Source organism: Acidobacteriota bacterium, assembly GCA_028875575.1.
In the GTDB taxonomy this organism is placed as follows: Bacteria; Acidobacteriota; Terriglobia; order Versatilivoradales; family Versatilivoraceae; genus Versatilivorator.
This window is the reverse complement of sequence record JAPPDF010000090.1, coordinates 1-18,455: the sequence shown is the minus strand read 5'-3', so window position 1 is coordinate 18,455 and position 18,455 is coordinate 1. Positions and strand designations below refer to the sequence as shown.

Sequence of the window (18,455 nt, the reverse complement as noted above, 5' to 3'; positions counted from 1 at the left end):
TGTAAAGGATGAATGCGGTCTGTACCTTCTGCGACTCCCCCTCAAGGGGGGAGTGATTCTTGAGGCCTGCAACAACGCTCTGGTATCACTCCCCCCTTGAGGGGGAGTCGGTGAGACAAGGGCTCCGCCCGCAGTCGAACCGGTGGGGGGTAACGCGGCGCTCCGTGAGTAAAGGTCAACGGTGCGTCGGGGACGGGGAACGGGTCCGTCAGCCTCTCCATTTCTCAACTCGAAGGAACAACGCGGCAAGGAACGACAGCCCCACCACCAACGCACTCAGCCTGAAGGCATCTCCCAACCCTCCGACCAGCGCCGAGCTGAGAGCGCCGAGAAAAGTGTCGGCCATCTGAACACCGTCATGCCCTCTCTCCGCGAAGCCGGCCCTCAGTGCGTCGATCGCCGAGGGATCGACAAGAACCCGCGGATTTTGCCTGATGGCCTCGAACTGCCCCTGGCCAAGCGCGGCTCGGACGGATTCCGAGACGGTTTCTTCCAACCTGGATGAGAAGCTCGCCGTCAACACGACTCCCAACACGGCCAGACCCAGCGTACCGCTGAACAATCTGGAGAATTGAATGGCTGAAGTCGCGCTGCCGACCAGCCGGAACGGCACCGAGTTCTGGATGGCCAGGTTGCAGGTGGACATGGTACCGCCCAGTCCCAGCCCCGTCAGTGAGACGTAGGCCACCGCCCGGGCGAAGCTCGTATCTTCGTTCATGGTGGAGATGAGATATATGCCCACTGCCATGGCTCCCGAGGAAATCAGGGCCTGCCTGCGATAGCCCCCAGCGGATCTGGAGAGTCGCCGCCCGGACACAATGGCGCCGAACACCATTCCAAGCATCATGGGGGTGAGCAAACCGCCGCTTCCGGTCGCGGTCGAGCCCAGCACTCCCTGGAAAAACAGCGGCGTGAAAAGCGCTGTGCTGTGCAACCCGAAACCGGTCAGGACGGTGACCATCACGGAAACCGCCACCGCCCGGTTTCTGTAAATCTCCAGGGGCATGATGGGAAAATCCGACCTCGACTCGATCACCAGGAAGATCACGGCCATTGCCAACCCGAAACCCAGCAGTCCGCCGACCTGAAGCGAGTCCCATGGTTCGTGAACGCCTCCACGGGAAAGCGCGATCATCAGGGAGGCCACCGCCAGTGCCAGGGTCACCATTCCCGCGTAGTCCAGCTTTCGTTTTTCGATCCCGGGTGCGACTTGGGGGAATGTCCTGGCAAGCAGCCACAACACCGGAATTCCGGCCGGCACATTCATCAGAAAGACCCAGTTCCACGAATAGTGGTCGGTGATGAAACCTGCCAACGGCGGCCCGATCACCGAAGACATGCCGTAGACAAGCCCAATCAACCCTATGTACCTGCCCCGTTCTCCCGGTGGAAACAGGTCCGCGGCGGCCGCGAAACTGTTGGCCATGAGGATTCCGCCACCCACGCCCATGACCGCCCGGGCAGCAATGAGCTGGTTCATGGATTGGCTCAGGCCGGCCGGAATCGAGCCGATCATGAAGATCGCCAGGCCCAGGATGAAAAAAATCCTGCGTCCGAAAATATCTGCCAGTCTGCCCGCGATGGGAATCACTATGGCGGAGGCAATCAGATATGCGGTCGAAGCCCAGGTGTAGCGGTCGAAACCGCCCAGGTCGACAACGATGCGCGGCATGGCAGTGGCGATGTTGATCTGGCTCACCGCAGCCAGAAACATGGCCAGCATCACCCCGGTCATGGCCAACAAAAGCTGTTTCCCGGAGAGTTGCAGGGAGCCTCCCGCCACCGATGGATCGCGGGCAGATCCGGCCTTGTGTCTCGAATCCAGGTTCAACGGCACTCTACTCCCTTCGCGATCAACTTGGCGGCCCGGTGAAAAGTGCGGGACAAACAGGGTACGCTAACCCAGTAATGACCGCATCGGCCGCGCATCATGATATGATTACCCGGTTTTTTTCCTGATGAATCACTCCAGAAGCCTGATGCCGGCGCCCGACCGGCGCTTCAAGCCCATTCGGCGATTGGGGAAGCAATTACACCTTAACCTTCAAGCGATTCGAATTCGAAAGGAGCAACACCATGGCAGCTCAAATCAAGTGGAGCCGTCGAGAGGGCATACTGATCGCTGCACCGATCGGTCGTATCGACGGAAACAACTACATTGAAGTCCAGAATGCTCTGGAATCCGGAATCGATCCCGACGAACGCGCCATGATCCTGGACTTTGCCCAATTGGGCTACATCAGCAGCGCCGGTCTTCGCGTCTGCCTGATCATCGCCAAGAAATTCAACCCGGCCGGCAAGGCCTTCGGGATCTGCAATCTCTCCGATTCGATCCGGGAGATCGTCACCGTGAGCGGCTTTCACGGGATCATGTCGATTTACGATTCCCAGAGTGCGGCAATCGAAGCCATTACCGGGAAGGCCGGCGGCGGTGAAGAGGAAGCCGGCCAAGCAAGCGCGACCATTCCGATACGCACCTCTGTCGATTTCGACATCGTCGGAGAAAACATCCAGCACATCGCCAACTTCACCATCGAGAAATACGAGTACCAGAATGACCGCTCTCTTTCGCTCAAGGAACGGGAAGCGGTGGTTGCAGGAATCACCAATGCCCTGTGGCAATATATTGAGCGCTTGAAGACCCGTCGCAAGCAGCTTCTGACGGAAATGTTCAAGTCCGCCGAATCAGTGCTCGATGAGGTTGTTGCAAAAGCGGACAAATGACGGCCTTGGCGGCTGCGGCGAGTTAGTCTGCCGGGATCAAAACTCGCATTTCTCACCACGGGTTGCACTCTAGAGGCGAGTGCGCGGCTGCTGCCGGAATCGCTGATAGTCACTCACGGGACGCCGCGTTGCCCCCCCACCGGCTCGACTGCGGGCTGCGCCCTTGTCTCGCCGACTCCCCCTCAAGGGGGGAGTGATTGAGTTCTACTGGAAACCTTGTGCTGGCCTCAAGTATCACTCCCCCCTTGAGGGGGAGTCGCAGAAGCCGAGCCGAATGGCGAAGGCTGATGCGGTGGGGGGCAAGGCTCGACTCCGGATCGTGCGACAGGGCCGTTCATAAGGGGCTTAAACAGGGGCGTTTCAGGCAACCGGAGCTCATCCCGGAGCCAGCCACACCTTGCGGAAGTGGAAGTGCTGGAACCCCAGGGAGTTGATCTGCAGCCCCCGAACCTGCCGCCGATGTACCAGCGAGTACCGGACCAGTGCCAGCGGTGCTACCACGTGGTCACTCAGGATCTGCTCTTCGATCTTCCGGTAGAGTCGGGCACGCCGTGCCTGGTCCAGCGTTCCCCTGGCCCGGCGCAGCAACCGGTCCACCTCGGGGTTGCCGTACCCAAAGGGATTCCCGTTGCTGCGGGAATGAAACAGCCGGCTCAGCAAGGCGTCCGGGTCCGGGAAATCGATCACCTCTCCAAGCAGAAACATGGGAGCTCGTCCCGCATAGATTCGGTCGAGGAGCTCCCTCATGGAATCCGCGCCCCGGACATCGATCTTCAGTCCGATGGAGCGGGGGCCCTCCAGGAGATGTTCCAGCCTCCGGCGGGCCGCCGGCAGCCGGGCGGAAGTCCAGAGGCTCAGCCTGGGTAGCGGCCCATGACGGTGTTGCCATTGTTTCAGAGCCTGTCCGGCCGCTTCCCGGTTCCGGGTCCGGACCGGTTGCCGCCGGGACCCCAGCAGCGAGAAGGGAATCAGGCGGTCGGTGGGCTCGAAGTCGGTCAAACCGCCATAGACGGAGCCCGGGTCGATGGACAGGCAGACGGCTTTTCGCAGCAACTGTTGGCTGGTGCCGGGGGCCTTCACGTTCATACCCAGATAGAGCAGACGCAGGACGGGGAAGGTCCGGATCGCCCAGTCCGTCCTGCTTGAAGCCCGGGGGATTTCATCAGCGGGAATAAAGGACAGGTCCAGACGGCCTCGGGCAAATTCCCGAAAGCTCCCGCGGTCGGTGAGAGCGGCCACCGTTCGAATCCGCAGTCCGTCCAGGTAAGGCCTCCCCAGGAAGTGGTGTGAATGGCTCTCCAGGTGTATTTCGTGGGAGGGTCCCAGACTCTTCAGGCGAAAGGCTCCGGTGCCCAGAGGTGATCGGCCGAATCGCCGCTCCCCGGCTTCCACCGCTTCCCTTGGAACTACCGAAGCCGAAGGAAGCGCCAGCACCTGTAGAAAGGGAGCATAGGGCTGATCCAGGACGATCCGCAGGGTGTGGGAACCCAATGCCCTGAGTCCGCTGACGCTGTCAGACTTCCCCGAACGGAAGGCGGCGGCGCCCCCTATCCGGGTGTAGTACTCCGAGTCCACCGCCTTCCACCGCGGATCGACCAGCCGGGTGAGGGAGTAGACAAAATCCTGGGCCGTGACCGTCCGTCCATGGTGGAAACGGACGTCCCGGCGCAGGTGGAAGGTGTAGGTCGTGCCGTCGAAGGAGATCCGCCAGTCCCGGGCAATGGCGGGTGCCACGGCCAGATGCTCATCCAGTCGCACCAGACCGTCGAACAACTGCAGGACAATGGCCGATTCCCAGTAGTTGCGGGAGTGTATGGGATCCAGCGAATCCACCGCCTGGGCCATGATGCGCAAGACCCCGCCGCCGGCCGGTGCCGGAACCGGAGTGCCGGGGGGACTGTTCGGGCGACGGTGGACCCAAAAGGACAGGACCAGCACCGCCAGGGCGCCGGCCAACCATGCCTTGGCTTTCATGGCGTTGTGTTGCGAAGAACAGGAACTGGCTGTCCCGGGGGATGGACTTGGGGAGAGGGCCTCGGAGCGTTCTGTCGACAGCCTGGGGCTGCGTTCCGCTCAAAGGCCAAAGTGTCCTCGGCTGGGCCGAGTCTGCTCACTTGTCAGGAATGTCGACGGCTCTGCTTGCCGTCTCGTTGATCATACCTGAAACAACCGAGCGTTATCCACGAAGGCAAAAAAGATCCACCAAGCGCACGAACGGAAAAAGTGTAATCCACGAAGTAAAACGAAGGGCTTGAAGAAGGCTTAAGAGGGATCGGCCAAGGGTCGGGAAGGGAGAAGATTTGCACCAAGGGCGTTTAGGTATCAGGGGGTAAGAGATCCCTTCAAGCGCACACCCGAAACAAGGACCCTTTCCCCTTGGTCCGGTTTTCTATTTTTGATGCGTTTGCAAAATTCGGCAGCGGGACCCTTGCCGGGAATGGCCACAAAAGGCACAAAAACACAAAAAGAGCGGACCGATATCAAAAATTCGTTTTGTGACTATTGTGCTTTTTGTGGTGAACCCGCATTGCTCACAGCTCGCACCCGATATTGAAAATGCAGAACCTCAGGCTTGCCGGCAAGATGACTTGCCCCGCTGTGAATTTTGCAAAAAGCTCAATCTATTTATTGAACATGGATACACAGGATCGACAGGATAATCAGGACGAGAGACTGCGGCACAGGAAGCGGGCTGGCCCAATGATCGGGTGCCTGTTCGAGGTGTTCCATGAGCTTTGAAGCGGGTTTTGGAATCCTTGTGGAAGCCCGGGCGATAGTCGAGCGCAAGATGGTGGAAACTCTCGCCAAAAAATCCTGTGTATCCTGTGCATCGATGTGAATCAATAATCTACCCATGCTCGACTTCGAACCGGTTTGCAGCCACCAGGCGCAGGCGATTGTTTCAGGGAAGTGCCTTGTCCAAGGGTGCGCCTCTGCCATTGTGTTCATGACTCCTTTGTGCAAGGCTTGAGCCTGAAACCATTCCAAGAGGACCGGCGTTGATGAGACAGTTCCCAACCGAGAACCTTGCTTCGCGGGTCGTCCTGTGCCTTGCAGCCCTCCTGTCCTGGGGGGGGGTGTTTGGCTGCCAGACCGGACCGCAGTCGAAGGATTCCCTTGAGTCCGCTCGCAGGGCGGCGGTCGAGCGCCCGCGTCGGGTCATCTTCAACAACGACGGCGACGACCTGTTGCATCTGGCCGGCCCGGCGACCGCGGAGAAGTTTCTGTCGGTGCGGACCGACCATGCGGCCGGCACCATGGTGGACAGTGTCTTTTATTTTTCCCGCAGGCCGATCAGCCCTCTCTACACCGGATCGGTCGGAAGCGAGCCCCTGGCCGGCCGGCTGCGGGACCTGTCCCGGCAGGGCACAGACGATCTCAGCCTGGTGATCGAGGCCTCCCGCAGGCAGGGGATGGAAGTCTTCTGGTCGATGCGGATGAACGACATTCACGACAATGCCAAGCACGAATCCGAGATTGCTCAATGGAAGAAGGATCACCGTCACCTCCTGATGGGCCGGCCCGCTGACAAGGAGCGATTCCCCCCTTCCGATCCGCGCAACATCTGGACCTTCGTAGACTACGCCCATCCCGAGGTTCGCGACCTCATGGTGGAGACCTTCAAGGAGGTATTGACCGGCTACGATGTGGACGGCGTCGACCTGGACTTTCTGCGGCATCCGGCCTTCTTTGTGGAGACTCGACTCTTCAAGCCGGTCACGCGGCCGCACCTCGAAATGATGTCCGAGATGGTTGGCCGCATCCGCGCGGAGGTGCTGGCCGCCAGCCGGCGCAAGGGAAGGCCCATTCTGATGAGCGTTCGGGTCCTCCCCACGCTGGCGCAGAATCGACACTTCGGTTTCGATGTCGAGCAGTGGGCGCGGCGCGGCTACCTGGACCTGATCGTGGTGGGAGGCGGGTACGACCCCTTCACCATGCCGGCCAAGGACATGATCGACAGCGGAAACCAGTGGGGGGTGCCGGTCTACGTCTGTTTGAGCTCCTCCGGCTTCGAGCACGCGCTTGGCGCCCGCCGCTTCTACTCGACCGACGCGGACCAGTGGGGTCGAACCCTGCCGGATGCCAATGAGGAGGTGGCTCTCAAGGCCTGGAGGGCGGCAGCGGCCAATGCCTGGCTGGCGGGGGCCAGGGGGATCATGACCTTCAACCTGTTCCCGAGACACCCCGAAAGCAGAGCCACCCGAATGGCGCGGCGGGTGTGGAAGGAGATCGGGGACCCCGAAGGGCTGGCGCTCGCCAACAAGCTCTATGTCGTCGAAAACGTGGAAGGCTTGCAGCAGGGCTTCATGATGGGCTCGGTGCCGATAGGGGGGCGACTGCCGGTTCAGGTCGCGCCCGGCGACTCGGTGCAGCGCCTGCTGCCGGTGGCGGATGACCTGGCCGGTGCCGGGGACCGTCTCGACTCCCTCGAGCTCCGACTGAAGCTGGCGGGTCCGCGAGAAAGGGATACGGTTACGGTTCGTCTCAATGGAGAACGGTTGCGACTGGCCAGGCGTCAGCCTGACTGGCTGATCGGCCCTGTGCCGGCCCAGGCGATGCGTCGGGGAATCAACGTGGTAAAGGTGGAGCTGGCGGCAGCAGCCGCGTCAGCGCTGACGCTGGCAGCGCTGGAACTGGAAGTAACCTACCGGCGCTGAGCAGGAAGCGTGAGGATGAGCCAAACATCGGATCCAAAGACTTCGGTTTCCCGAAGAGGGTTTATCAGGGCGGTGGGCCTGGCGCCGGCCGTTTTCCAGGCGGTCGAGGCCCGCGCCGAGGGCGGCTCCAGAGCGGCGGCACCCGGCTTCTGGCACTCGCCCCGCCACACGGGGGTCTTGCTGGCGGACCTTTCCAGCGCGGAGCCGCGTGAGGCGATCAGCCCCAAGCCCAGGAAGGGATGCTGGTACACCATCCCCTACCGTACCGAAACGGGCATCCAGGGGGTGATGGTGGCCAGGGGCCAGTTGACTCATCCTCCCGATCTGAAGCTGTCCCTGCCGGTTCAGGGATGGCATGCCATCTACGTGGGGCTCTTCGGAGGGGCCAGGATCGAGGAGTTCAGACTGAGGCTGAAGCTGAGCGATGAGAGACTCTTCGAGAGTCTGGCCCCGAGTCGGCTGGGTTACCAGCGCAAGCCCGACGGGAGTTGGCTTCGCCCGCGCCCGGCCATCGGGGTGACCGACATCGAGGAGGTCTTCTGGAAGGCCGCCGACCTCGGCGGGCAGCAATTGGTGATCTCTCACCTGAGGACCAGCCATCCCAGCGTGGCCCAACTTGCCTTTGTGCGGCTGGTTCCGTTGACCGCGGAAGAAGTCGAGGAGTACCGGATGGCCGGCGGGCGCCCCGAAACCAGGTTTCTGGCGGCTGAGATGGACGGACAGGGTCCTTTTCATTCGGGTGCGCGGACGGTGCAGGACATTCAGGAGAACCTGGAGCCGCTGCGGGGCACCGATGTCGGGAAGCTCTTTCTGGGAACCGGGGGAATCGGAGCCGGCCAAACCCTCTATCCCAGCCGGGTGGGAGCGATGATGGGGGCCGGAGAGGAAGACTTCCCGGTGGAGGCGGGGAAGCGGGCCGCCGAGAGCCTCCGCCGCTTTCAGTCCCGCGGCATCGACCCGCTCAAGGTGGCGGTGGATCATGCCCATTCCATGGACATCGAGGTCTACCTGGGATTTCGCATGGGGACCATGGCCACCATGCCTCCGGTCTGGTTCGAGCCCGTGCATTTCTGGAAACGGCACCCGCAGTGGCGCTGCCGCGATCGGGAGGGTCACGGCATTGTCCGGCTGAGCCTGGCCTACAGCCAGGTGAGAGGGTTCTACCTGGACCTGCTGGCGGAATTGGCGGGCTATGGAGTCAAGGGCGTGCAATTGATCTATATCCGCAGGCCCCCCTTCGTGCTGTTTGAGCCTCCGGTGGTCGAGGATTTCAAGAAGGCGTACGGCATCGATCCCCGCCGGCTCCCTGAACCGGCCCGGCGCCGCCGGGGCGACCCACCGGCGGCGGACGAGCGCTTGGAGAGGCACTGGGCAACCTACGTCACCACCTTTATGCGGGAGTTGCGCGGGCGGCTGGACCGCCAGCGCCCCGAGGGGCCCCGGATAGAGGTGCTGGCCAATGTGGGCTACGACGCCGTCTGGAATCGCCACGCCGCCCTGGATCTGGAGACCTGGACTCGAGAAGGGCTGGTGGATATCCTCTGCGTCTATACCGGAGGGGACGGGACCCAAAGGGTGGACTACGACTATTTCCGAAAGATCACCCGGGGCACCCGAACCGTCTTCTTCGAAGACGTCACGCCACGCAACATGCACGGCAGCCGGTATGCCCGGCAGGCAAGCAAGGATACGCCGGGGGAGCCGCCGGACTGGCCTTCTGGGACAGCGGCGGCCGGATTGTGCGCAAGACCCAATGGCACACCATTCGACGGCTGGGCCATCGCAAGGACCTGGAGGCATTGGCACTCCAGCCGCGGGAGTATCGCATCCATCCCCTCAAGCTGATTGACGGTTGGAGCGTGGAACTGCGGTATCGGTAGCGATAGAGACAGGGAAGGGGGTGGATGGGATGCCGGCTGGGACTCCCGATCGACGGTTACGGGAACCAAGAGCGGTGCATCAGGGCACGGCTCCCGATACAGTCGGCCGGGCCGGGGGGCGACGGTCTGAATCGGGAACGGCGCGAAATGGAAGGATGCAGGCCGCGGCTGCCATGGCCAGGAGCCTGACCGCCGGCCTGAAGCCGGGGGAAATTCTCGGGGTGATCAGGGATCAAAGCCGTCCGGTCATCGGTGGCGACTGTTGGGCGTTGGCCCGACTCGATCGGGAACGCAAGGCCTGGGAGGTCACGGCAGTGGAGGTCCAATCCAATGGTAGCCCTGAGTTTTGGGGGCGTGTTCCGCTGGACCACCCGTTGTTGGCGCCCATCCTGGAAGTTCCCGGGGCTCCTGTCTTCGGACGCCGTAACTCCAGACCCGGTGCCGGCAACCGGGTTCCTCCCTTTCCGGTGGCGGCTGCTACTCATACTCTGCTGCCCCTGATGGCCGGGGGACACCTGGCGGGCGCCCTGGTGCTCGGACACTCGGCCGGCGACTCCCTGGACCGTTCCGACCGGGACTTCCTGAGGCTGGCGGCGGACCTGGCGGCCCTGGCCCTGGAAAATGCTCAACTGCGCGAGCAGGTGCGGGCGTCCCGGGCCAAGATTGACAGCCGCAAGGTTGCGCTGGAGCGCCAGTTGAAGCGGCTTACGGTCACCGACGATCTGACCGGCCTCTACAACCAGCGGGATCTGTTCGAGCAGTTGCCGAGGGAAATGGATCGGGCCAAACGGGCCGGCAGCGCCTGTTCCCTGTGTCTGTTCGACCTGGATGGATTCAAGGAATACAACGACACCCACGGCCACCTGGCGGGGGATCGTCTGCTTCGAACCGTGGGAGCCGTCGTTTCCCGGACCATTCGGGCCAAGACGGACCGGGCGTTTCGCTACGGAGGCGACGAGTTTGTGCTGCTGCTGCCCCACACCAGTCGGGCCGAAGCCCAGGTCCTGGTGGACCGGCTCCGCCGGGCCGTCTCCCAAGCCCTGGCCGGTGCGGTCGGATTCAGCGCCGGAATCGCGGAGTACTCTCCCGGGATGGAGAGCTGGGACTTCATTGAAGCGGCCGATCGACTCATGTACCGGGCCAAGCGCAAGGGCGGCAACCGCCTGGAATCCGAAGACGCGCTGCGGCGGAGATCAGCCTGAATGGCCATGAAGGGACAGAAATTCCTGGTGTTGGTTGCCCTGGTGGATCGGTTGCGGGGCCCTGATGGTTGTCCCTGGGACCGCGAGCAAACCTTCGATACGCTCAAGCCCCTCCTGCTGGAGGAAGCTTACGAGACCCTGGAGGCGCTGGACAGCGGCGACCGGTCAGCCTTTTGCAGCGAGTTGGGAGATCTGTTGTTCCAGGTGGTTTTTCTGTCACAGATGGCCGAAACGGAAGGCGCCTTCGACATCGACAAGGTGGCGGAGGGAGTCGTCGACAAGATGGTGAGACGCCATCCCCACGTGTTCGGCGACGCCAAGGCGGATAGTGCCGAGGGGGTGTTGCACCAGTGGGAGCACATCAAGCGCCGGGAACGCGTCGGCGGGTCGGACGGTCGAGGCGGGGAAGACTCGATCCTTGACCATTTGCCCCGGCTTCCGGCCCTCCTGACCGCACTGAAGATCACCGGCAAGGCCTCCCGGGTCGGCTTTGACTGGTCTCACATCGACGGGGTCGTCGAAAAGCTGGAGGAGGAAATCGGGGAACTCAGGCAGGCTATGGAATCGCCACCGGCTGCAAGGCGTGAAAAAGTCGAACAGGAGGTCGGGGACCTGCTCTTTGCGGCGGTCAATATCGCCCGGTTTCTGGACATCGACCCCGAAACGGCATTGCGGAAGTCCAACCGGAAGTTCGTGGAGCGATTTCAGTTCATGGAGGCCGCGTTGCGGCGGGCGGGCAAGGACCTCGGAAACACCACCCTCGATGAGATGGAAGAGCTCTGGCAGCAGGCCAAGAAGGCCTTGTGACACCTTCCCGGTCGTGACGCTGCCGGCCGCGGCGGCACCCAGGGAAGCTGCAGCAGGTTCGACGGATGCGGCCCAGAGCCCGCGTTTCTCACCAGGTCGCTCGATTCAAAATGAAACGGCTTTTGTTTTCGACACCTTGTTGGTCCGACTGGGATGCCCTGCAGTAACACAGGGCGCTGGGCGTGCCCTGGCTTGTCCCTTTCCCCTCAGCGCATCCATGCTCGCTCGACCGTAGTGACGGCTACGCTCTTCGCTCCCGAGCACGCGCTGAGGGGAAAATGCCTGCGCCATGATCACGCCCCCTGGTGAGAAATGCGGGCTTGCCGCCGGCGATTGCCGGAATGATCGATAGCTCGTCCTTTTCCGTGACCGCGGTCTGGAGATTCTCCAGGAAGCGTATGTCCTCTTCGTTGAGGAAGATGTTGACGAAGCGCCGAACTTTCCCCTCGGATTCGCAGATGCGGTCCTTGAGGCCGGGGTATTGCCGGTCGATGTCTTCGATGATTTCCAGCACGGATCCGCCCGTTCCGGTGATTACTTCCTGACCTCCGGTGAGCGTTCTCAGTTGAACGGGAATACGCACGGATGTTGGCATAAGGCCTCCTCTCTTGGTAAGTCCTATAAGGCGACAGCTACCATCATTGTGCCATGGGGTTCCGGTTTCCGCCCGAAGATCTCGGGCCCCGGCCGGTGTTTCTACCCCATTCCTTCCAGCATCCCCCGGGTCCGGAGAAGCTCGGCGTTGAGGATGGCGGCTCCCGCCGCCCCCCGAATGGTGTTGTGCCCCAGCAGGTCGAACTTGTAGTCCAGGATGGGACAGGGACGGATGCGTCCCACCACCGTTGCCATGCCCATTTCCAGGTATCGGTCCAGGCGGGGCTGGGGGCGGTCCGGCTCTTCCAGACACACTACCGGCCTGCGGGGCGCACTCGGCAGGTTCAACTCCTGGGGGAGCGCACGGAAAGAGGCCAGTGCTTCCACCAGCTCACCGCGGGAGGGACGCTGCCGAAAGCTTGCCGAGACCGCTTCCAGGTGCCCGTCCTGAACATTGACGCGGTGGCACTGGGCGCTGATCCCGAACTCCGCCCAATCGACTTTCCCGTTCTTGATATTTCCCAGGATTTTCAAGGGTTCGGTCTCCACTTTTTCCTCTTCACCCTCAATGTATGGAAGCACGTTGTCGGCTACATCCAGACTGGCCACTCCGGGATAGCCCGCGCCCGAAAGTGCCTGCATGGTCACCACGCAGACGCTTTTCAGGCCGAAGGCCCGGTGCAGCGGCGCCAGCGCCAGCACCAGGGCGATGGTGGTGCAGTTGGGGTTGGTGACGATAAACCCCGGGGACTGCCTGTGCTTTTGCTGCAGGGGAATCAGGTCCAGATGGGCGGGGTTGATCTCGGGGACCAGCAGCGGGACGTCCTCCTCCATGCGGTGGTTCCTGGAGTTGCTGACCACCGGATAGCCGGCCTGGGCAAAATCGCTTTCCACCTCCCCGGCAATCGAGGAGGGAAGGCCGGAAAATACGAAGTCCACTTCCAGCCTGGGGCGGCAGGGGCTGAGGATTCGGTCTCTAACGTACTCCGGCATGGGTTCCGGAACTTTCCAGGAGCAGGCCCGGTGATAGGGCTTGCCCACTGAGCGGCCTGAAGCCGCAATGGCACCCAGCTCGAACCAGGGATGGTCCTCCAGTAGCTGAATGAATCGCTGACCGACGGTCCCGGTGGCCCCCAGAACCGCCGCGCGCAATTTCCTGGTCATTGTCCGGCTTCCGTGTAGAACCCTTTCATTACCCTGTCGTACTCCCGCGTCACCCGGGCCTGATGCCCGGATCGAGTTCGCCTTGGATCTCCCCGCATCACAGTTGCTCCAAGGCTGAGAGGCAGCGATCGACATCTTCCTCGGTGCTGAAATATCCCGGGCTGATCCGGACGGCTCCATCGGGTACCGTGCCCAGGTGCCGGTGAAGGTAGGGGGCACAGTGCAGGCCGGGCCGGACGGCGATTTCAAACGAGTTGTCCAGGATCGCTCCTACCTCCGAGGAGGTGTAGCCCTCCCGGTTGAGCGCCACCGAACCCACCCGGCGGTGCGGATCCAGGGAGCCGTAAAGGCAGATCTTGGGATTGTCCCTGAGGGATTCGGTCAATCGAGCCAGCAGGCGCTGCTCGTGATCTCGAATGCTGTCCAAGCCCTGGCCGGTCACAAAGCGCAGGCCCGCTCTCAACGCCGCCACGCCCAGGGTGTTGGGTGTCCCTCCCTCCAGAAGATGGGGAAACCGCCGGGGCTGCAGGGGATCTTCCGAATCGAAACCGGTCCCGCCTTCCCTCCAGGGGAGCAGCTCGGCCCGGTGGCCCACCAACAGGACTCCGATGCCGGGCGGACCGAACAGGGCCTTGTGGCCCGGAAAAGCCAGCAGGTCGATCTGCATGGCCTGCATGTCGATGGGGACGACTCCGGCGGTCTGGGCCGCATCCACCAGAAACAGCGCTTCGTGTCGGCGGCAGATCCTGCCGACCTCGGCAATCGGTTGCAGGGTTCCCAGGACATTGGAGGCGTGCAGCAGCACCACCAGCCGCGTCTGCGGGGTTAATGCCCTGCGAAAGTCTTCGGGGTCGACGAACCCCTCCCGGGAGAAGGGCAGTTGGGTCAGGGTGATGCTGCCGTCGCTTTCCAGTTGTTTCAAGGGGCGGGAGACCGAATTGTGCTCCAGCAAACTGGTGACCACGTGGTCTCCGGGCCGAATCACGCCCTTGATGGCCATGTTGAGGGAGTCGGTTCCGTTGAGGGTGAAGATGACCCGACGGTGATCATCCATTCCAAAAAAGCGGGCCAGCAGGTTGCGGGTGTCATCCATGGTCTTTTCCACCCGTACTGCCCATTGGTGTCCGGCTCTGCCGGGGTTAGCGCCATCGCGGCGCAAGTAGTCCTGCAATTCCCGATAGACGGCCTCCGGCTTGGGGAAGCTGGTGGCTGCGTTGTCCAGATAGATCATGGTAGATGGTGGCTGCCGGCGATCTCCCGGTCTCACCGTGGCGGGGTTCGTCCGGGACATTGCGGTCGGGTCCGTCAGGCCCCGGCCGGGATCTCAATTTCCAATGTACCTGGAGTAGAGTGAGCGGGCTTCCTGAGGGTCCCGGGTGCCCTTGACGATGCCCCGACCGTCGGGAAAAACGGCAATTTCAAACTCCTTCAGTCGGAACCTGAGCAGAAACCGATTGTAGGAAACGCTGCCCAGAAGTTCCAGCCGCTGTCCCAGCTGGGGGAAGTCCAGGTGTTTCCCGGAGGGCTGACTGATCTGGACCGAGTCTCGCCCACAGAGAATCGCGGCCGAGGATTCGCGCTCGCCCTCCAGGAAATCGTAGCGGCTCAGATGGCAGGCCGGACAATCGCCACTGGTGCGGCCGCTTTCGATCTCCAGGCGCCGCCAGGTATTCTGCCAGACGTCCAGGCTGACCAGGTTCCGGTTGATGCGCTCCAACCTTCCGGACAGGATCTTCAGGGCCTCGGCCACCTGCAGCGAGGCTACCAGGTTGACGGCGGGCGCCAGCACTCCCGCCGTGTCGCAGGTGGGCGTGGTCCCAGGCGGTGGCGGGGACTCAAAGACACAACGCAGGCAGGGAGTCCGGCCGGGGACGATGGTCATGGTCAGGCCCTGGCTTCCCACGGCGGCTCCGTAAATCCAGGGGATTCGCTGTTTCTGAGAGACGTCGTTGAGCAGAAAGCGAGCCTCGAAGTTGTCGGTGCCGTCCAGAATGCAGTCCGCACCCTCGACCATGGATTCTGCGTTGCGATAGTTGAGGTCCTCCACCCGATCCTCCACGGCTACCGAGGCGTTGATGGCCTGTAGACGCCGTCTGGCGGCGACCGCCTTGGGAAGGCCCTCCCGAACATCCTCTTCCGTGAACAGCGTCTGTCGCTGAAGGTTGCTTTCCTCGATGAAGTCCCGATCGATCAGGCGGAGTCTTCCGATGCCCGCACGGGTCAGGGCTTCGGCCTGCACCGTACCCAGGGCCCCACAGCCGACGATGACCACCCGGCTCTCAAGCAGGCGCTTCTGTCCGGCTTTGCCGATTTCCGCAAAGAGAACCTGGCGGGAGTAGCGGGATGGAAGATCCGACATGAGAGTTTCTCTGAAGGGCGGGCCCTCCCGGAGAACAGGCTGGCGCGCCCGATCCGAATCACCGTCGGGAGGTGCAGGAATACCGGACTGCTTTCAGCCGACCGCCGACACCTTCGGAAGGGTTTCTTCGAACTCGCTCAGCCTGGCCGGAATGACCGCGGGCTCGGCCAGGCTGCCCTGGACGGCCTCCTGGGTCTTCAGTCCGTTTCCGGTAATGGAGATCACCGTAAGGTCGTCGCTGGTGATTCTGCCTTGTCCAATCAGCTTGCGGGTCACGGCCACGGTGACTCCACCGGCCGTTTCGGTGAAAATACCTTCTTCCTCGGCCAGGAGCTGGATGCCTTCCACCACCTCCTCGTCGCTGACGTCCTCTCCCCAGCCTCCGCTTTCCAGCATGGTCTTGAGAGCGTAGTAACCATCGGCAGGATTCCCGATGGCAATGGACTTGGCGATGCTGTCGGGTTTCACCGGCTTGATGAAATCCCGGCCGGCCTTGATCGCGGTGGTAATGGGTGAGCAGCCGGTGGCCTGAGCCCCGAAGATACGACAACGGCTGTCGGGAATCAGGTCCAGCTTCTGCATTTCAGTGAAGGCCTTGCGGATCTTGGTGATGAGCGATCCGCCCGCCATCGGGACCACGATGCAGTCGGGGGTCCTCCATCCGAGTTGTTCCGCGACCTCCAGACCGAAGCTTTTGGATCCCTCCGCATAGAAGGGGCGCAGGTTGATGTTGACGAAGCCCCACTGATACTTTCCCACGATTTCGCTGCACAGCCGGTTCACGTCATCGTAATTACCATCGATCTTGATGACGTTGTTCTTGTAGATCAGTGTGCCCAAAACCTTGCCCATCTCGAGGTCGGCGGGGATGAACACGTAGCTGTTGAGTCCCACGCTGGCGGCGTTGGCGGCCACGGCGTTGGCGAGGTTTCCGGTCGAGGCGCAACCCACCGTGTCGAAGCCGAATTCCAAAGCCTTGGAGAGTGCCACGGCCACCACCCGATCCTTGAAGGAGAGGGTCGGAGCGCAAACGCTGTCATTCTTGATGTAGACATCCTTCAGACCCAACCTCCTGGCCAGGTTGTCTGCCCGGACCAGCGGTGTGAAACCGGCCTGGGACCCCACCCGGGCTTCGCCGTCCAAAGGCAGCAATTCGGCGTAACGCCACATGTTGGGAGCCCTGTTCCGGATGATCTCCCGGCTCAGCCGCGGCCGAATGGCCTCGTAGTCGTAGACCACCTCCAGCGGCCCGAAGCAGAATTCACAGACCGACAAGGGTTTTTTGGGGTAAGACTGGTCACACTCCCGGCATTGCAGGCCGTTCACAAAAGACATAAAAATCCTCGCTGGCAGCGTTAAGCCGGCATATCTATCCGGGTCGCTGCATCCATGATGAAAAGCGGTTTGTCTTCAACACCTTATGGGCCAAAAAAAACCCCTTCGATAAGAAGAGGCGGGTATCGGCTCTATTCTTATCTTTCAGAAACTTGGTTCTGTCGGAGTTGGCACCTTCCCTGGATGGGGGGTTGCCGTGGCTTCACAGGGCCAGTCCCTCAGCCACTCTGGATAAGAACGTCATTCAGTTGTCGAAAAGGATTATAGCCGGGGGAGGTGAGATGTCAAGGAGTGAACCCGCGATTTCAACCAAGGCGGTGCGCGCTCGAGGACAGTTTTCGGGAAATTCCGGCTGTAAGTGACTCAAGATGATTTCCCTCAATGAGAGTCTCGAACTAAATTGAATGGGGGCGGAAACGTCCTACTCTCGCCCCCAACGATTCTCCGAATATTCGACAACTTCCGCTACCTTCCTCCGATTATTTCGCCGAGTCCTTCAAGAATGGCCTCGATTTCCTCGGGTGACGCCCGACCCAGTCGTCGCCCGATGCGGTTTACCGAGAGCGTTCGAATCTGGCTGATCTTGACCCAGGATCGTTTGGGAAGTTTGGCTGCAGTCAATTCAAGCGTCAGCGGGAATCGGGCAGGCGGTTCCTGGCTGGTGAGCGCCAGGGCGATGACCGTGCCGGACCGTTCGTTGAATACATCATGACTGAGAATGACGACTGGGCGCTGTCCAGCCTGCTCGCGCCCGCGAACCGGGTTCAAATCTGCCCAGCGTATGTCTGCTCTCAGTATTCGGGCCACGCTTCGCCGGTAGCGGCGAGGCCCTCGTCGGCCATCCGCTGCTCTTCGGTTGGGTTCAACTTTCCGCACTCGTGAGCGAGCCGAGTGCGGTCGAGTCGCCGCAAGTTGTCAATGAGGGCAGACTCCACGGCTTGACTGCGGTTTTTGAAGCTCCGCCTGGAGACAAGCTCATCGACCCGTTGAACCAGTTTTGCGTCGAGTGTGAGTGCTACTTTTCTCTTTGGCATAAATACTCCTATTGAGTATGACACTTTATCATACCAGGAATCACATGGCGCATTGTCGAATTTTGCAGCCATTCAACAAAGTCCCTTGTCCGTCATTCGTCGCTCTCGGCCCTCCTCCAAGAACTCTGGCGAGAGTGTGGGTATTGGCGTAAAATGTAGGACGTTTTCACAGCGTTTTCACACTGCTACACACGTTAGACCCCGTCTCCCAGAACCCTGTGCTGCTAACCAAGGAAGCCAACAGATGCGATTGACACCATCACTCTACACCTGGGGCCGTCGATGGGCGGCAGCCGTCATTCTGGTGCTGGCCGGCGCCACCCTGTCGGGAGCGCAGACCAAGAGTGGCAATATCCAGGGCCACGTATTCGACCCCACCCGGGCCGTCGTTCCGGGCGTCACCGTGACCGCCACCGACCAGGAACGCGGTGTGGAGCACAAAAGCGTTTCCTCCCCCCTCGGCGAGTATGTTCTCAGTTACCTCATGCCGGGTCTCTACACGCTGCGTTTCGAAGCGGAGGGCTTTCTCCCCTACGTGGCCGAGAACTTCGAGGTGCGGGTGGGAGAGACGGCGGCCTTTTCGCCGGAGCTGACCCTGGGTGCGGCCACCCGGAGCATCGTGGTTTCAGCCGTAGCCGAGCGTCCGGCGATCGACACCCATCAGACGACGCAGGCCGACTATATCGACTCCGTCCGCA

The 18,455-nt window shown here is 61.8% G+C and carries 14 protein-coding genes, 1 pseudogene and 1 riboswitch; of the genes and pseudogenes, 6 read left to right on the top strand and 9 right to left on the bottom strand.

What is annotated here, in order from left to right:
• Positions 1 to 208 precede the first annotated feature (208 nt).
• Positions 209 to 1,831, bottom strand: coding sequence for an MDR family MFS transporter (locus OXI69_14770; GenBank protein MDE2667404.1), 1,623 nt, complete (start codon positions 1,829 to 1,831; stop codon positions 209 to 211).
• A gap of 245 nt (positions 1,832 to 2,076) precedes the next feature.
• Between OXI69_14770 and OXI69_14765 the strand changes: the two genes are divergently transcribed.
• Positions 2,077 to 2,724, top strand: a complete 648-nt coding sequence (locus tag OXI69_14765) for an STAS domain-containing protein (GenBank protein MDE2667403.1) — start codon at positions 2,077 to 2,079, stop codon at positions 2,722 to 2,724.
• 375 nt (positions 2,725 to 3,099) lie between these two features.
• Here the strand turns inward: OXI69_14765 and OXI69_14760 are convergent, their stop codons facing one another.
• Complete coding sequence (locus tag OXI69_14760) at positions 3,100 to 4,698, bottom strand: ABC transporter substrate-binding protein (GenBank protein ID MDE2667402.1); 1,599 nt, start codon at positions 4,696 to 4,698, stop codon at positions 3,100 to 3,102.
• Positions 4,699 to 5,726: 1,028 nt separating this feature from the next.
• Here OXI69_14760 and OXI69_14755 point away from each other — a divergent pair.
• The 4 genes from OXI69_14755 (at position 5,727) to mazG (ending at position 11,271) form a co-directional block, all read left to right on the top strand.
• Positions 5,727 to 7,382, top strand: a complete 1,656-nt coding sequence (locus OXI69_14755) for a family 10 glycosylhydrolase (GenBank protein ID MDE2667401.1) — start codon at positions 5,727 to 5,729, stop codon at positions 7,380 to 7,382.
• A gap of 15 nt (positions 7,383 to 7,397) precedes the next feature.
• Positions 7,398 to 9,227: a hypothetical protein gene (locus tag OXI69_14750; GenBank protein ID MDE2667400.1), complete on the top strand. Its 1,830-nt coding sequence runs from the start codon at positions 7,398 to 7,400 to the stop codon at positions 9,225 to 9,227.
• Between the two features lie 190 nt (positions 9,228 to 9,417).
• The gene (locus OXI69_14745; GenBank protein ID MDE2667399.1) at positions 9,418 to 10,464 is read left to right on the top strand and encodes a GGDEF domain-containing protein; all 1,047 of its coding nucleotides are present in this window, start codon (positions 9,418 to 9,420) and stop codon (positions 10,462 to 10,464) included.
• Complete coding sequence (gene mazG, locus OXI69_14740) at positions 10,465 to 11,271, top strand: nucleoside triphosphate pyrophosphohydrolase (GenBank protein ID MDE2667398.1); 807 nt, start codon at positions 10,465 to 10,467, stop codon at positions 11,269 to 11,271.
• A gap of 322 nt (positions 11,272 to 11,593) precedes the next feature.
• Here the strand turns inward: mazG and OXI69_14735 are convergent.
• From OXI69_14735 to OXI69_14705, 7 genes and pseudogenes are all read right to left on the bottom strand, one after another.
• A pseudogene (locus OXI69_14735) lies at positions 11,594 to 11,866 on the bottom strand (MoaD/ThiS family protein).
• 101 nt (positions 11,867 to 11,967) lie between these two features.
• A complete protein-coding gene (asd, locus tag OXI69_14730) occupies positions 11,968 to 13,029 on the bottom strand; it encodes an aspartate-semialdehyde dehydrogenase (GenBank protein MDE2667397.1) in 1,062 nt (353 codons plus the stop codon).
• A gap of 97 nt (positions 13,030 to 13,126) precedes the next feature.
• On the bottom strand, positions 13,127 to 14,260 hold the full coding sequence (locus tag OXI69_14725; GenBank protein MDE2667396.1) for an aminotransferase class V-fold PLP-dependent enzyme: 1,134 nt from the start codon (positions 14,258 to 14,260) through the stop codon (positions 13,127 to 13,129).
• A gap of 93 nt (positions 14,261 to 14,353) precedes the next feature.
• Positions 14,354 to 15,388, bottom strand: a complete 1,035-nt coding sequence (locus OXI69_14720; protein ID MDE2667395.1) for a ThiF family adenylyltransferase — start codon at positions 15,386 to 15,388, stop codon at positions 14,354 to 14,356.
• 93 nt (positions 15,389 to 15,481) lie between these two features.
• Positions 15,482 to 16,723 (bottom strand): threonine synthase, encoded by a 1,242-nt coding sequence (gene thrC, locus OXI69_14715; GenBank protein ID MDE2667394.1) that lies wholly within the window; start codon positions 16,721 to 16,723, stop codon positions 15,482 to 15,484.
• Positions 16,724 to 16,857: 134 nt separating this feature from the next.
• A riboswitch (SAM riboswitch) is annotated at positions 16,858 to 16,961 on the bottom strand.
• A gap of 227 nt (positions 16,962 to 17,188) precedes the next feature.
• The gene (locus tag OXI69_14710; protein ID MDE2667393.1) at positions 17,189 to 17,530 is read right to left on the bottom strand and encodes a type II toxin-antitoxin system PemK/MazF family toxin; all 342 of its coding nucleotides are present in this window, start codon (positions 17,528 to 17,530) and stop codon (positions 17,189 to 17,191) included.
• Positions 17,515 to 17,757: a ribbon-helix-helix domain-containing protein gene (locus OXI69_14705; GenBank protein ID MDE2667392.1), complete on the bottom strand. Its 243-nt coding sequence runs from the start codon at positions 17,755 to 17,757 to the stop codon at positions 17,515 to 17,517. The genes OXI69_14710 and OXI69_14705 overlap by 16 nt, the downstream gene beginning before the upstream one ends.
• Before the next feature lie 244 nt (positions 17,758 to 18,001).
• Here OXI69_14705 and OXI69_14700 point away from each other — a divergent pair.
• On the top strand, positions 18,002 to 18,455 hold a 454-nt coding region (locus OXI69_14700), incomplete at its 3' end, for a carboxypeptidase-like regulatory domain-containing protein (protein ID MDE2667391.1).